Source organism: Gemmatimonadota bacterium (assembly GCA_009838645.1).
In the GTDB taxonomy this organism is placed as follows: Bacteria; JAAXHH01; JAAXHH01; order JAAXHH01; family JAAXHH01; genus JAAXHH01.
Map to the genome: position 1 here is coordinate 72,361 of VXRC01000025.1, position 16,262 is coordinate 88,622.

The window sequence follows — 16,262 nt, forward strand, 5'->3', positions numbered from 1 at the left end:
GGGGTTAAATATATGATTGGTAATGACTTATGTGTGCTACCGGAATATAGACCGAGGGGATTTTCCTGTCAAGAGAAACCCATCCACCACCTGCCCGGGCGTGGGACCGAGGGGTCGTGGCGGCGCAAAGTACGCCATGTCCCAGGACCGGCCGTTGCTACGGATCATGACCGCGCCGCCCTGGTCCGTTCGAAACACCTCCGCTCCCCGCCGCCTGTACCGCTCGATGACCTCGGGCGAAGGATGGCCGTAGTTGTTGTACATGCCGGCGGAAACGGCCACCGCCTCCGGGTCGACGGCGTACAGGAAGACCGTTCCGCTTGACGAGCTGCTCCCGTGATGGGGTGATTTGAGCACCGTGCTTTTCAGGGAGGACGGCAAGCGGACGGTCGCGGCCTCGCCTTTATCCTCGATGTCGCCGGTCAGCAGCATGCTGAACGCGCCAAAGGACAGGCGCAGGACTACGGACGCCTCGTTGGTGTTGGTTCTCGCCGGGCCGGACAAGAACAGGGAATCCGGATGGAGAAAAAGGCCGCGCACGTCGCCCAGCGCCGCCAGGGTGTCTCCCTTCGCGACCGCGCGGTACGGGATGCCGTGCCGATCGATGGCCTCGCGCCAGGCCCGGTAGGAACCGGATTCCGAACCGACCCCGCTCGAAATGACCTCGCCCACTTCTACGGACTCCACCACGGCTCGGAGTCCGCCGTAGTGGTCCAGGTCGGGATGGGTGACGATGATCGTGTCCACTCGGCGGTATCCCTTCGCACGCATGAAGGGCAGGATGACGCGGGCGCCCGCGTCGTAAAATGGCGTACGGACGCCACCGTCGACCAGGAGGGTGCGCCCGTTGGGACAGGTAATGAAGATGGCGTCCCCCTGTCCGACGTCGAGGACGGTGATCCTCAGCGACCGGTCGGGCAGCAGGTTGTAACAAAAGAGGAGGAAGGAAAGCGCCAGCAGGCCCTGCCGCGTCCGCCGCCCCCGGTTCCCATCCGGTTTCCAGAGTAGCAACAGTCCCGCGCCGTAGAAGGACGCAAAGAAGAGCGTGGAAGGCGCCGGCACTTCAACCAGCGCGGACGGCACGCCGGAGAGGGCCTTTGAGAGATGGATCATGGCGAACAGGACCAGCGCGTTGGCCGCGCTGAAGAGGCGGGCGATTTCGATGGCCAGGGGGCCGGTCATGGCGGTGAGCACGCCGAAGGTCGTATTCAGGAACACCAGCGGCCCGATGAATAGATTCGCCACCGCCGACATCCAGGAGACCTGGTAGAACGTACCCGCCACCACGGGCAGCGCGCCAAATTGCGCCGCGACCGAGACCAGCAACCCGTCCCGCAGCCAGCGGGCCCACCATTTCTCCGACCGGGAGATCCGCTCGGGGAGCAGTTCCTTCATCCTGGGATAACCCGTGATGATGGCATAGGTCGCCAGGAAGGAAAGCTGGAAGCTCAGGTCGAACAGGGCCGATGGCCAGATCAGGAGAATGACAATGGCCGCCACGGCCAGGATGTTGACGGTGTCGGTCTGACGGTCCAGCTGGCGGCCCGCCAAGAAGAGCGCCGCCATGATCGTGGCCCGGATGACCGACGGCGTCAGGTTGGTGATGAAGGCATAAAGCACCAGGACACCCAACGTACCGGCGACTACGATGTTCCGCGGCAGTCTCAGGACGGACAGCAGCGTATGGATCACCAGGGTGATCAGGCCGACGTGCAGTCCGGACACGGCCAGGATATGGGCCAGGCCGATCGTCCTGAAGGTGTCGAGCAGGTCCTCGGGCAACTGCCGCCGCGCGCCCAGCAGGATGCCTTTCAACAGGGCGGCGGAATCGCCCCGCATGGTCCGGTCGATGGACCGGTCGATGCTGTTGCGCAGCGGGTCGATGACCCCGGTCCGCCAGGTGAAAGACGTGTTACGCCGCGTCACGCGATAACTGCGCGCATCGCGCACGCTCATCAGCGCGTAAACCCCCCTGCTTCCGTAGTAGGTGTTCGCATCGAATCCGCCGGGGTTGCGAGCGGGTTGAGGGCTGCGCAGGCGTCCCGATACGAGGACGCGGTCGCCGTACCGGCCGGGATCGATGTCGCTGTTCAGGCGGACCTGCAGGCGGCCAGTCACGGGTACCGCTTGATCGGTGGCGGTCGCCATGCCAGGCGACTCTCTTGAAGCCCAGCCGGCAACGCCCAACGAAATGGAGTCCACGTCCACCGTAACCAGGGTGAAACGTGCTCTCGCATCGGGCGATCGGACGATCGTCCCGGTCAGCACATGCCGTTGCCGCTGGTCGCAGAATCGCCGGATGTCGTTCGCCGGCACGACCCGCACCTGCACCGCGTACCAGAAGGCGCCCGCGAACACTAGGCCCAGGGCCATACAGACACGGAGGGCCAAAGCGTCGGTTCCTCGAGTCCGGTAAAGCGCGTAACCCATCGCGATCGCCGCTGTTGCAACCAGCGCGAAAAGGACGGGTGATACCTCGACGCGGTGTCCCAGCAGAATCCCGATTACAAAACACACCGCGATGAACAGGGCCGGGCGTTGCATGGTGGGTGCTTATTTCCCCTGTTCAAGCAAAATGCGCTCGAGCCGGTCGAAACGAGCGTCGACCTTCCCGGCATCTTCCCGGATATGGTCTGCCAGTCGATCGAACTTCGCGTCTACCTTGTCAAATTCTGCGTCTACCTTTTCAAATCGTTCCCATATATTGTCTTCGAATCGGTTGAATCTCGCGTCGATCTTGTTGAGCTCTTTTTGGATATCCTCCTTCAGTTCGCGCCGGCTTCCCTTCGCCTCGCGCAAGAAGAAGATGAAGGCGGTCAGCAGGATCAGGGGCTGAAGCCAGAGTTGCGCGTGTTCCATGATACTCCTTTCATGGTTTAAGGTTTGATCGTGGATATCGTTTAAGAACTGGTATGTGTCTCCGCCTATCAGGTCTTCTTTTCCGATTCAAAGGGGTTGCTTATGCGGGCGAAGGCTCCAAGCAGCCCCTCTATCCGGGATACGCGTTCGCCCAAATGCGCAATCCGTTCCTCGATCTGCGAGACCCGCTCATCAAGGTGATCGATACGGTCACTCAGACGCTTGTCGAGTTGAGATATCCGCATGTCGAGACTGCGCCAGACAAAGAGCAGGATCCCGATTACAACTACATTGCTTATGACGTTGGTAGCGTCCATATTCATCCTCTTATAAAATGATTTGGAAATTCCAGTGTGTGTATTCTACGGTCCCTGTCTTTGGTCCTCGTGAATCCGCCCGTTTCGCAGTCGAACGATCCGTTTAGAACATCCCATCAGGAAATCGAACGATCCTCCTCGGTCACCCCTTCAAGCAACCAACCGATCCTCTTCAATCACGCCATCGCGCAATCGGATGATCCGCCTGCAGTGCCCGGCGACGTGCGCTTCGTGCGTCACCAGTACGATCGTATGCCCCTCTTCATTCAGCCGATCGAAAATCGCCATGATCTCCTCCCCGGTCCCGCTGTCCAGGTTCCCGGTTGGCTCGTCCGCCAGTATGATGGACGGTTCGCCGACCAGCGCACGGGCGATGGCCACGCGCTGGCGCTGTCCGCCCGACATCTCGTTGGGCTTGTGGCGGGCGCGGTCGCTCACGCCCACCGCTTCCATGGCTTCCATGGAGCGCCAACGCCGTTCCCTGCTGTCCATGCCGCGGTAGAGGAGCGGCAGTTCCACGTTGTGCAGCGCGTCCATTCTCGGAAGCAGGTTGAAGGCCTGGAAAACGAACCCGATCATCCGGTTTCGGATGAAGGCCTGTTCGTCGTCCGTGAGATCTCCGACGGACCGGCCGTCGAGGGCGTACCTGCCCGCCGTGGGCGTGTCCAGGCAGCCCAGGATGTTCATCAGGGTGGATTTGCCGGATCCCGACCGGCCCATCACGGCCACGTATTCGCCCCGGCTGATGGTGGCGGATACGCCCCGGAGCGCGGGAATGCGGCCGTCTCCCATCGGGAAGGACTTATACAGGTCTTCGATGGAGATCAGGGATGGGGAATGAATGGAATGACGCACGACGCCTCCCTGTGACCGGGTGTGTGATTCGGTGCTATACAGGAATGGTCGTGTTTACGTGAGGGAATCTCGTGGGAAATGCGGATTTTGAAGGAAGCTTTAAGAGGAAAGCGTAAATGTCGTACGAACAGGATTAATCCCTACTCGGAACGCAACGCATCGGCGGGATTCGCCGTGGCGGCCTTCAGCGCATGGTATCCAACCGTCAGCCAGGTGATCAGCATCGCGGCAAGTCCAGTGAGGATGAATACCCACAAACCCATTTCGATGCGATAAGGAAAATCCTCCAGCCACTCCTGCATGATGTAGTAACTGATGGGAACGCCAACAACGAACGCGATCAGGATCAGCCTGGTAAAGTCCTTCGGCAACAGCAGAATTACGTTCGAAATCGTCGCGCCGAGGACCTTGCGAACGCCGATCTCCCTAGTCCGTTGTTCGGCCATGTAGGACGCCAATCCCAGCAGGCCCAGGCAGGCGATTAGAATGGACAGGACCGTGCCGGCGATGAAGACGGAACCCAGCCTTTGCTCAGCGGCGTACTTTTGATCGAGATCCTGGTCGAGGAAGTAGGATTCCATGACGGGATGGTTCGGATAGGATTCGCGCCACTGATCCTGCAGTATTTCTAGTCCCCGGGCCAGGCTCTGGCTGCTCAGCCTGACGACCATCGTATTGCCGCCTTCCCAAAACAAAATCAACAGGGGTTCAATGCGTTGGTGAAGCGAATGATAGTGAAAATCCGCCATGACGCCGACAACGTGCATGGGGGGATAATCGGGCGTGTGGGTATACGTAAACACCTTTCCGATCGGATCTTCCCATCCAAAGGTACTGACTGCCGTTTCATTGACAAGAACGGAGTAGTCGTCCGAGGCGACGGAGCGGGAAAACGATCGGCCCGAGACGATCTTGATTCCCATTGTTTCTACGAAGTCGAAACCGGTCCAAATGGTGGAGATGAGCGGGGTATCCTCCACGATGTATCCTTCCGGCTGAATGAAACTGGTCGCAGTCAGCCTGCCGGGAACGCTGGTTGTCGTACTCAAGTTAACGATTTCAGGATACTGCAAAACCTTGTCCTTAAAGGCCGGATAGCCCTGAACGGCCTCATTGTCGGGCAGTCGGACAACCACCACGTGCTCTTTGTCGAATCCCAGTTTCTTATTTCTCATGTACTCCAGTTGCGCCAGTATTACAACGGTTCCGACAATCATGATGATCGAGGCGACGAACTGGAAGGTGATCAGCGCTTTTCTCAAAAACGATTGGGAAACTCCCGCCTTCAACACTCCGCTCAGTACGGCAACCGGTCTGAAGGAGGAAAGCACGAAGGCGGGATATCCGCCGGCGACAATCCCGGTACAAAGTGTGATGGCCAGCAGGACCGGCATCAACCACGTGGATTCGTAATCCATTTCCAGTTCTTTTCCGGAGAACCGGCTGAATTCGGGAAGGATCAGGTGTACCAGTACTAGGGCGACGGCCAGTGCGATGAAGGAGAAGAGTACCGACTCACCGATGAATTGCCCGGTCAACTGGACCCGCCGGGCACCCAGCACTTTCCGAATGCCGACCTCCCGCGCCCTTCGTGCGGAACGGGCTGTGGAAAGGTTCATGAAGTTCACGCAGGCGATCAGTAATATGAATACAGCCAACGAGGTAAAGATGTAGACATATCGGATGTCGCTGTTCGCCTTAAGCTCCAGTTTGAGATTGGAGTGCAGGTGGATATCGGTGAGCGGCTGCAGATAGGGTTTGAATTCCATGCCCAGCGTCTCCAGTCGTTCACCGAGGTACCTTTCCGGAAACTGGCGAAGTTTGACTTCCAGGTCTTCCGGCGCGTAACCCTCTTTAATCAGGAGATAGGTATACAGAGTACGGTCCATGTTCTGAATCGTGGTCGGCTCGTTGTATATCCCGCTTGCCGCGAGCGTAGAGAACGAAGCAAGAAAGTCAGCGTGAAAATGAGAGCTTGTTGGCATGTCCCGCATGATACCCGTAACGGTGAACATATAGGTGTCGTCGACGGAAACCACTTTCCCTACCGGGTTTTCATTCCCGAAAATCAACTCTGCCATGGTTTCCGATACGACCACGGTATGGGGTTCCGCCAGTGCCGTTCTGGGATTGCCCTGAACCAGAGGGATGGTGAAAATGTCAAATACGGATGAATCCGCAAAAATGAAAAACTTCTCTTCATAACGTTTTTCGTTGTAACCAATGAGCCAACTGGTGTTCGGCGGCTTCCACCGGGTGAACTGCTCGATTTCAGGATACTCTTCCTTCAGTACCGGAGCCCACGCTGAGGGCGTTCGCGCCCATTCGTCCGTTCTTCCTTCCGCTGTCGTAGTTACCACTATCCGGTAAATCCGGTCTTTGCGCTCATGGTGCTGGTCGTAGCTGAGTTCGTCCTGCACGTAGAGCAGGATCAGAATGCAGGAAGCAAGGCCAATGGCCAGGCCCAGGACGTTGATCGCCGAATAGCCCCTGTACCTGAGCAAGTTCCTCAGAATGACGTTGAGGTAGTTTCTGAACATGACGTATTTATCATAGCCTTTGTATGGACGATCGTCGGTCAACCATGTTCAGGATCCTTCAGCACTTCAATGCTGGCCTGTCCGCTTTCCGTAGCGAGTACGACATCGGTATTTCCATATTCATAGGTAGTCCCTAATGACATCCTGATATCGTTACTCGACCATGCATTAAGAGGCATCAACTCTTTTGCCTCTTCATACTTCAGTACACCGCAACGGGTATGCATAACCAGGCTGGTATTTTTTGCTGCTTTTTCGGTTAACGCCAGTATCACGTTACCGGAAACGGTACGGAGGTTGCACCTGCCCATTCGAATCCCGCCAGTGCGGCACAACCGGGTTGTGCCATAGCGGTTTAAAATGGAAACATCTCCGTTTAAATCACGTGCATCCAACGCAGTGCGACAGACGTCAATATCCACACCGCCACTGATGGACTCGATTTTACCTTCCCACTGATCGGGGCGTGCTAACATGTCGTGATCCAGACTACTTCCCCCGCAGCCGTACATACGCTGATATACCAATCCGCTAACCCGTCGAATTCTGGAGAACTCGCTGTTGAAAAGGTAAACATCTCCCGTAATTTCCTGTATGTGGCAGGAATAGCAGGAATACGTTAAAAGTGAACCTTTCAAACCATCCGCATTGACCTTACTCGATCTGAACACCGACATAGTCATCCCGGCGGGAACCGAAATCGACATATGACAATACGTGGCATGACCAAATAGATTCGTTTCGTCGGTACAAACAGCTCTGAAAACAGCCTCGACTTTTCCTGTCACGGCCGTTCTCGGCAATTCTATGGGGCGTACATTCGCAGTGTGAACGGTGATTCGTATTGATTTCCCCAGACTGGTTTCCACAGGTTTCGGCAGGGGCAGAAACCCATTTACTTCATGCTGCAAATCCGGAAACATGTCGACCGTTCTTACACCGCCGACATTATCCTCCAGCACGCGGTCATTAACGAGATCACTTTTCCAGTATTTACTGATTTGCGACGTAGCGGCGACGTAATCGAATCCATACGGGTTGCTGGTGCCAAGAAACAACTCTCCTTCATGAGGTCCCGTTTCAAGGAAATTGTCTATCTTGTCATAGCATATTTGAAACCCGCTGACATTGCTATGTGCCTTATCATCGGACATACCGAGTGCGATTTTTGTACCTTTAACAACCACCTGATCTCCTGGTGCAGGTACAATATCCACCTCCGTATTGACACCGCAATACAGGACGATGTTCTCTAAGTCTCCCTTTTCTATGGTTTCTTGGAAATCCTCTCTGGCGATCTTGCAAACCACATCCTGGACATCTTCGGTGACATCGATCTGGCTCATGGCGATAGTCTCCTGTTCCTGGGGCGACAACGCATCTCTCAGCCGGATTCGGGACTGATAAAGCCGTCCTTTCGCCGTCGATTCGGGAATGTCAAGAAAGGCGGCAATCTCTCTTAGTGTGAACCCGGTGTAGTAGTACAATTTGACGACCTGGCGATAGTGTTCGGGCAGTCTCTCGACTTCATCCCAAAGCTCGAGGTACTCGAGGTATTTCCGATGGATCCGGTCCGCCACGGGGAATTCGTCGCGAATGTGTTCAGCATCCGGATCGACACGGACCAGGCGGCTGACTTTCTTCCGACGGCTCCATTCCTTGCATCGGTTGACGACGATCCTGTGCAGCCAGTTTCCGAAGATGGCAGGATCCTTCAACTGTGACAGCTTGCAGTAGGCGGCAACAAAAGCTTCCTGTACCACGTCCTCGGCGTCTGTCCTGTCCCGAAGGTAACCCAGCGCCACGGCGAAAGCGGCGTTCTGGTACCGCCGGACCAGAGGCTCGAAGGCGTTGGCGTTGCCTGACAGGCAAAGGCGGATGTTGTCAGTGTCGTCGTGTGTCGTTGTCGTCATTGGGGTCTCGTTAAACAAAATGAAGCAAATCGCTACGTAACGTAGTAAAGGACGACTTTGCAGCCTTAAAAGTTAAAAACAGAATCGTGATTGACACTGTCACGTATTCGCACCGGTTTTCTGTGGCGGATACATCCTGGAGCAAGGGAATGCGGTCGTCTCTCAGCGGGAAGGACTTTTTGAGGTCGATACAGAGGATTTGAGGTCGGTTCGTACCGGAAGGTTCAGTTTCGAAAGGCTGCAAGACTCATGCCCGGTAACGCAGGGGCGTTCAGATTCTTATAAGGCATCTTAGTCTGGATCGAAACCTCAAACGTGGAGTTTCCTGCGGAGTTTTCTTTTTGCTGAATTCACTACGAATCGGAGCCATTCAACAACTCGACTTCAGCTGTGCCACTTTCTGTAAGAAGCAGGTAGTCCGCTTGGGTTGTATCGTACGTAGTTCCAGCTGTGATGCGATGCCCGTCGTTATACGTCGAATATATCCGCATCTCGTCCTTCGCCTTACCTAATTTCAAGACCCCACAGCGTGTATACATCACCAGGCTGACCTTTTTCGCGAGGCTTTCATCCAACACCAGTTTTGTCTCCCCTGATACGGTCCTGAGGTTACACCGGGTCCCGGATTCCCGGGATGACTGGCTCAAGCGGGTCGTACCGAATCGATTGTAAATGGATATGTCACCCGCCAAATCCTGAGCATCCAGTACTAAACGACCGACATCGATATCTACACCACCCTTTACGTTGGAGAGATTACCTTCCCACACATCTTTGTTGCGTATAGTTCCCTCATGGTAGTTCGCGGCACCGAATTCGTACATGCGCTGACAGAACATTCCACCTACTTCATGTATATCTGAAAACATGCTGTTAAACAGGTACACATCCTTCGCGATATCGGTTATCTGGCAGGATTGGCAGGCATATACCATCAGACTACCATTCAAACCCTCCGCGTTGATTCGCTTCGCTCTGAACACCGAAATGTTCTTTCCGGTCGGAACCTCAATGGAAACATGACAGTACGAGGCCGGTCCGAACACCTTGGAAGCGTCGGACCAGTAAACCTGAAAGACGTCTTTGATACTTCCCGTCATGGCGGAGTTCGGTACATGTATCGGCCGTACTTCCATCGAATGAATCGAAATCCTTATTGATTTGCTCAAGCTCGCTCGTATTTGCTTTGGCAGTGGAGGAAACGCATCGATATCGGATTTAAGATCCGGATACAGATCGACCAGCCTGACGCCGATACACACTTCGTCCAGCATCCAGTTGTTCATCAGGTCCCGTCTCCAGAGGTCGCTGATTCGGCTGGTCATGGCTGTGTTCTCGTTGCCTGTTGAATCTACACCGACGAAAAGTTCGCCTTCATGGGGACCGGATTTATAGAAATCATCGACGGTATCGTGGGAAACGGCAAATCCGCCAAGGTTGTGACGTGCCTCTTCTTCGGAATAGCCAAGTCCGATTTTCGACCCTCTGACTAGCAACTGCTCTCCTTCGGTCCGGACGATTTCCACTTCCGTACTGACACCACAATAAAGGACGATGTTCTCTACGTCGCCCATGTCGATCGTTTCTTCGAAATCCTCCCTGGCGAGCTTGCAAACGACATCCTGAACTTCCTCCGTTACGTCGATCTGGCTCATGGCGATAGACTCCTTTTCCTGGAGCGACAGAGCGTTTTTCAGACGGATTCGGGATTGATACAGCCGTCCTCTCACCGTCGACTCTGGGATATTTAGAAAAGCAGCTATTTCTTTCTGTGTAAAACCGGTGTAATAATACAACGTGACGACCTGGCGATAGTGTTCCGGGAGTTGTTCGACTTCATCCCAGAGCTCAAGACGCTCTATGTATTTTCGGTGGATACGATCCGAAATGGCGTATTCTTCGCGTAATCCACTGGAATCCGCATCAACGTGGACTTTTCGACCGATCCCGCTTCGGCGAACCCACTCCTTGCACCGGTTGACAACGATTCGGTGAAACCAACTGCCGAAAACGGCCGGGTCCTTCAGTTGCGATAACTTACAGAAGGCCGAGATAAAGGCATCCTGCACCACATCCTCTGCATCTGACCGGTCCCGGAGGTAACCCAAAGCCACGGCGAAAGCAGCATTCTGGTAACGCCGGACCAGTGGCTCGAAGGCGTTGGCGTTTCCCTGTAGGCAAAGTTGGATGTTGTATGTGTCGTCTTGTATGAGTGTCGACATGTGCGAATCAAATCAAGTTCTGAATACGGACGGTTATTCGAGATATGTATCCAACGCTTTCAGCAATGCAGGATAGTAATCCTCGAAGGACATATCTTGAATGTGATGTCGTTCGAAATCCTCAAGCGCGCGTAACAGGGCAGGGAGGTAGCGAAATCCCTTTTCTATATCGCGCACCAGTAAACGATCACCGTGTTTCGGACCCCATTCGCGGTGAAACAATCGAGATGTAATGGCGCGGATCAAATGTTCGTTCAAGCATATCTCCCAATCTCCGTAGCCACCCGTTATTGCCATTCTCTCAAGTATTGGATCTAACAACGGAGCATACTTCCCGATGTCGGAGCGATGTCGTTCAGTAACGGGATTAACGAACGAATGGCCGAACTCATGCCAGATGAGTTCCAGCAATTCATCTCCAGTTCCGAACACCGGGATACCATCAACCGATCCAACGGGTCCGATTACGCTGAATATGGACAATCTGTTATCAGGGTGTCGAACTCGAGGCCCAATTCCACCGTGTTGAAACAAGGGACTTAAAATCAGATTGTAGTCCCGATGTCGCATTCCATAGTATTGTTCCAGGATGTCGATCATATTCTCGCTGCCCAGTGTTTTGAAAACTGTGTCGACCAATGATTGGTAGTATGAGAATTGGCTTTCAAAAAAAGAGTTGAAGTCCGATTGGATCGCAAAATCACTCAGTAATTCGTAGAACGTTCGAAACCGGGTTTCGTCTTGAAATGCGCGAATGTAGTATTCGTAGTTTTCGTAGGGGAATTGAGGCGTGAGTTCCGGCGGGTTCGAAAGCGACAACACCGGACTCAGGTAGGCATCCGAGTAAGTGCCATGCTCTGTGATCTTCTTGAACAGTTTGACTGCTTCATGCGTTTTAAATGGCGAAAAGTAATCCCGCATGGACTGGGAATACGCCACGTCGTACCTGGTTAGTCCTTCATAATCGCACAGCAACTTTACGGTGATGACGAGTTCGATTCTGGGGTCTACGTTGATGTTCAACCTGGCCATCACCATTTACTCCGTGTTTGGGGACGAAGAAGCCGGTGGATTTCGATCGGGGATACGGTAATCGCTCAATGACCGTAACCACTGTCTTTTAAAAAACTCAGCGCATCGGGACCATTCTTAATCGAGAGAATGCCTTCTATAGCCGCCCTTTTGTCGGTCGTCTTCTCGTAGAAAGCTTCACATATCTTGTATCCTACGTAGTATCCCAGGTCGGCCGGCCTTTCTCCTGTGGACCGGCCGCCGTTGTAAAGCCAGTTGTCGAAGTTGGTTTGTAGCATTTCTTTCGAGAACGATTCCCACAGTTCCAATTCGTGAGCATCTCCATACACGTGTAAATGAGGGTTTATGTGTTTTCCGGTTGCCAGTTCTCCAAGGAAATCGGCTGCACCTTCGAATATGGAGTGACCCAGTAGGGTGTTTTCTCCAAAATCATAAGCCTGTTGTGTGTGTATAAGTTCGTGAATAACGATATACGGAATGTCTTCTACAGGCCTGAGGACTTCAAGATACCATTCATTCAGTTCGTCCACGGGCAGATCGTCCGTTCGGCAGGAGATCTCGGTCCCAATCAAAAGGCCGTTGCTCGAAGTCGTTCCTCCAGACGTCATTTTACCGATCAGAAAGTACACATCAGGGAATACCGCCTTGTCGTACAGTTGCTTCCAGTTGTGCATATAACCACGGATCTGATCGGTTAATTCCAACACACGGTTGGAGCTCTCTCTTATTGAAGCGTAATACCTCGGCCGGGCTTCGATTACCTCGACCAGCCCCTCCGCGCTTTCGATTCTGGCGTCGATGAAATCCTTAAGACCGATACTGCCTTTTTCCAAGTATTCCGATTCGAAGATGCTTACTTTCTCTTCCGTAGTCTTGCCTTCCGACAGGTCGTAAGCCAGCCAGAAATGATCGATATCGGAAGTAACCAACCGGACTTCGTCGGGATCGCCATTCATCGAGGAGAACCTCCCTGATTGCTGAGCATAGGCCGATTCTAAACTATACCAGCAAAAACAAAAACACAGGACCATACACGTCTTGAATCTCGTTAGGTTCAGTACATAACTGATCATGTGTCTAATTCTCCTTGGTAAAGAACTCTGAATCGATCTTAGTTCATGGTTTACAGGTGTCGATTAACCAGCGTGGTACATAACCCTTTGATAGCTAAGACGCTTCAGAGATCCAATTGATCAAATTCAAATCGTTTGATTCTGGGAATCCGCCTATGGAAGGCCCTACAGAATTGTAAATGTGACCTTTTTCATTGTGCGTTTAGTCTTCGATCTCGTGGTATTGATCGCTTGCTGTCCTCAACCACCGAATCATTGACACCCGCCCCGTATCCCCTATATTCAATATTTAGATGTAATACATATATAGTCGAAGCACGGTTTGAATCTGGCATCTTTCAAATTTCAACCTGTACGGGAGTATTCTATGGCGTTCCTGGAAGCCGGGGTCGCGGCCCCGGAAGTCGCGCTGGAAGACGCGGACGGCAATTCGACGTCGCTGGCCGACCAGGCGAACGGCGGCTGGCTGCTGGCGGTCTTCTACAAGGTAGGTTGCGGGACCTGCAAGTTCAGCGCCCCCTATTTCGACAAGATCCACCAGGCCTACGGCGGCAACGGGGGATTCCGGGTGCTGGGCGTCTCGCAGGACACGCCGGAGGAAACGAAAGCGTTCATGGACGAGCATGGCGCGTCCTTTCAGAACGTTTACGACACGACCCACTGGGCCTCGTCTGATTTCGGACTGACGAACGTGCCGACCTGGTTTCTCATGGATGAGGGCGGCGGCATACTCGACAGCAACACGGGCTTCTGCCGGACCGACCTGAACGACCTGTCGAAGACCATCGCCGGCCACCTCGACGAAGAGGCCGTGGTCATTTCGCCGGGGGACGACGGCGCACCTGAAATGAAGCCTGGATGAGGCTCGAAACAACCGGTCGGGCCTCGACCGTAACCCGGAATAAGAAGAGCAAGTAGGGTACCTGACATCCATGGCGGCCGCTTCGGCGCGGAACGATGGTTCACGGCGCCGGAGGGTCGCTTTTTGTTCCTGTAGCGCGCGGGTCGCGCGCAGATAGCGCCTTTGAATCGGCTGATCGGACTCCATGCCGGCCGAGCCTGCGCGGAATCCCACGCATCGGCGCCGACCACCACTAGCGGACTCATGAGCGAAACGACCACATCCCACGTGCCCAAGCCCCCGTGGCTCAAGGTGCGCCTGAAACAGGGGCCAAATTTCCAGGAATTGAAGCGCCTGGTGGGGGACAACCGGCTCCACACGATCTGCGAGAGCGCCCAGTGCCCCAACATCTGGGAATGCTGGGAGCAGCGCACCGCCACCTTCATGATCCTGGGCGACATCTGCACGCGCAGCTGCGGTTTCTGCGCGGTGAAGACGGGCCGGCCGGACAAGGGGCTGGACTGGGACGAGCCCGAGCGTGTGGCCGGGGCCGTGGAGAAACTGGGCCTGCGGTTCGCCGTGATCACGTCGGTGAACCGGGACGAGCGGACAGACGGTGGCGCGCCCATCTTCGCGGAGACGATCCGGGCCATCCGCCGCCGGTGCCCGGGCGTGGGCGTGGAGGTGCTCATCCCGGATTTCAAGGGATCGGATTCGGCGCTTCAAACCGTGCTAGATGCCCGTCCCGATCTGCTGAACCACAACCTGGAGACGGTGCCGGACCTGTACCGGACCGTGCGGCCCCAGGCGCGGTACGACCAGTCGCTGGAGCTGCTCGAGCGCGCGAAGGCCCGGGGCGCCAAGACCAAGACGGGCATCATGGTGGGGCTCGGCGAGACTGACGAAGCCGTCCATGCCCTGATGCGCGACGTGGCCGCGGTGAACTGCGACATCCTCACGGTGGGGCAGTACCTTCAGCCTACGAAGAAGCATCTCCCGGTGCGTAAGCATTACCATCCGGACGAATTCGCCCGGTTCAAGCAGGCGGGCGAGGCGTACGGCATACCGCACGTGGAGTCCGGCCCGCTGGTCCGCAGTTCCTATCACGCGGCCGACCAGGCGGACAGCGTGGGCGGCTCGACATCAGGTAACGGAAGCGGTCCAGGCGGGCAGGCCGCGAATGGGAATGGCGCGGCCTCGGGCGACGGCAACGGTGCACACGCCGTAAACGGCAACGACCGGCGCGAGGGCAACGGACGTGGCGACGCGGTCCCGGGCAACGGACTGCTGACGATAGAACCGGCCACGTAGTCCCGAGCCTGAGCCGACCTGGAACGAGCCCGCAGCCGCCTCTGAAACTCGAGCCCGAACCACCCCGAAATCCGACTCCTTGAAGCCGCCTCATCGGGTTTAGGATCGGGCGCCGAATCGGCCCCCGAAACCGTTTGTAACACGCGCGTTTGGTCAACAGGAATTAAAAATAAAGAAACCTGTTGACTTCATACACCCGGCTGTGTATCTTGCGCGGGTTGCGGTAAGATTACGCTCTTTGAAAACATGGCAGCGTGCATGTCCTTAAGTCGTCTGACAAGGCTCTCCGGATCCGTCCGGGGAGTTCACAGCAGATGCAATTCCAGATTGAACTTCTCTTATATGGAGAGTTTGATCCTGGCTCAGAACTAACGCTGGCGGCGTGTCTTAGTCATGCAAGTCGAACGAGAAAGCGTTCTTCGGAACGTGAGTACAGTGGCGGACGGGTGAGTAACACGTGGGGAACCTGCCCTCAAGCTGGGAACAACCCGCCTAACGGCGGGCTAATACCGAATGTGGTTGTCAGTCCGCATGGTATGACAACTAAAGGTGGCCTCTCCTTGGAAGCTACCGCTTGTGGATGGCCCCGCGCTCAATTAGCTAGTTGGTAGGGTAACGGCCTACCAAGGCGACGATTGATAGCCGACCTGAGAGGGTGATCGGCCACACTGGGATTGAGATAAGGCCCAGTCTCCTACGGGAGCCAGCAGTCTAGAAATTTGGGCAATGGGCGAAAGCCTGACCCAGCGACGCCGCGTGGGGGATGAAGCTTCTCGGAGTGTAAACCCCTGTTAGGTGGGACGAAAGCCCGTATACGAATAGTAGGCGGGTTTGACGGTACCACCAGAGGAAGCTCCGGCTAACTCCGTGCCAGCAGCCGCGGTAATACGGGGGGAGCAAGCGTTGTTCGGAGTTATTGGGCGTAAAGGGCGTACAGGCGGTGGTGTCAGTCAGATGTGAAATCCCCCGGCTCAACCGGGGACCTGCATTTGATACTGCATCACTTGAGTACAGGAGAGGAGAGCGGAATTTTCGGTGTAGCGGTGGAATGTGTAGATATCGAAAAGAACACCAGTGGCGAAGGCGGCTCTCTGGCCTGATACTGACGCTGACGCGCGAAAGCTAGGGGAGCAAACAGGATTAGATACCCTGGTAGTCCTAGCCGTAAACGTTGGGCACTAGGTGTTGGAGGTATCGACCCCTTCAGTGCCGAAGCTAACGCATTAAGTGCCCCGCCTGGGGAGTACGGCCGCAAGGCTGAAACTCAAAGGAATTGACGGGGGCCCGCACAAGCGGTGG

General features: G+C 55.2%; 11 protein-coding genes and 1 rRNA gene. 3 read left to right on the forward strand and 9 right to left on the reverse strand.

Features of this window, described 5'->3' with window-relative positions:
* Positions 1–36: 36 nt before the first annotated feature.
* The 9 genes from F4Y38_07745 to F4Y38_07785 all read right to left on the reverse strand — a co-directional run bounded on the left by F4Y38_07745 (position 37) and on the right by F4Y38_07785 (position 12,811).
* Positions 37–2,544, reverse strand: a complete 2,508-nt coding sequence (locus F4Y38_07745) for a DNA internalization-related competence protein ComEC/Rec2 (GenBank protein ID MXY49182.1) — start codon at positions 2,542–2,544, stop codon at positions 37–39.
* A 9-nt stretch (positions 2,545–2,553) separates the two neighbouring features.
* Positions 2,554–2,859 (reverse strand): hypothetical protein, encoded by a 306-nt coding sequence (locus F4Y38_07750; GenBank protein MXY49183.1) that lies wholly within the window; start codon positions 2,857–2,859, stop codon positions 2,554–2,556.
* A gap of 68 nt (positions 2,860–2,927) precedes the next feature.
* Positions 2,928–3,176 (reverse strand): hypothetical protein, encoded by a 249-nt coding sequence (locus F4Y38_07755; GenBank protein ID MXY49184.1) that lies wholly within the window; start codon positions 3,174–3,176, stop codon positions 2,928–2,930.
* 150 nt (positions 3,177–3,326) lie between these two features.
* Complete coding sequence (locus F4Y38_07760; GenBank protein MXY49185.1) at positions 3,327–3,968, reverse strand: ABC transporter ATP-binding protein; 642 nt, start codon at positions 3,966–3,968, stop codon at positions 3,327–3,329.
* Between the two features lie 203 nt (positions 3,969–4,171).
* Positions 4,172–6,613 carry an FtsX-like permease family protein gene (locus F4Y38_07765; protein ID MXY49186.1) on the reverse strand — a complete coding sequence of 814 codons (2,442 nt, stop codon included), beginning with the start codon at positions 6,611–6,613 and terminating at the stop codon, positions 4,172–4,174.
* On the reverse strand, positions 6,610–8,484 hold the full coding sequence (locus tag F4Y38_07770; GenBank protein ID MXY49187.1) for a sigma-70 family RNA polymerase sigma factor: 1,875 nt from the start codon (positions 8,482–8,484) through the stop codon (positions 6,610–6,612). Before F4Y38_07770 ends, F4Y38_07765 begins: the two co-directional genes overlap by 4 nt.
* Before the next feature lie 353 nt (positions 8,485–8,837).
* On the reverse strand, positions 8,838–10,706 hold the full coding sequence (locus F4Y38_07775) for a sigma-70 family RNA polymerase sigma factor (GenBank protein MXY49188.1): 1,869 nt from the start codon (positions 10,704–10,706) through the stop codon (positions 8,838–8,840).
* A 33-nt stretch (positions 10,707–10,739) separates the two neighbouring features.
* Entirely contained in the window at positions 10,740–11,744 is a 1,005-nt protein-coding gene (locus F4Y38_07780; GenBank protein ID MXY49189.1) for a DUF4932 domain-containing protein, read from the reverse strand.
* 59 nt (positions 11,745–11,803) lie between these two features.
* Complete coding sequence (locus tag F4Y38_07785) at positions 11,804–12,811, reverse strand: hypothetical protein (protein MXY49190.1); 1,008 nt, start codon at positions 12,809–12,811, stop codon at positions 11,804–11,806.
* A 367-nt stretch (positions 12,812–13,178) separates the two neighbouring features.
* On the opposite strand from F4Y38_07785, the gene F4Y38_07790 reads away from it, so the two are divergent.
* From F4Y38_07790 to F4Y38_07800, 3 genes are all read left to right on the forward strand, one after another.
* The gene (locus F4Y38_07790) at positions 13,179–13,673 is read left to right on the forward strand and encodes a TlpA family protein disulfide reductase (protein ID MXY49191.1); all 495 of its coding nucleotides are present in this window, start codon (positions 13,179–13,181) and stop codon (positions 13,671–13,673) included.
* Between the two features lie 243 nt (positions 13,674–13,916).
* Complete coding sequence (gene lipA / locus F4Y38_07795; GenBank protein MXY49192.1) at positions 13,917–14,963, forward strand: lipoyl synthase; 1,047 nt, start codon at positions 13,917–13,919, stop codon at positions 14,961–14,963.
* A 341-nt stretch (positions 14,964–15,304) separates the two neighbouring features.
* A 16S ribosomal RNA gene (locus tag F4Y38_07800) occupies positions 15,305–16,262 on the forward strand; the annotation flags it as partial.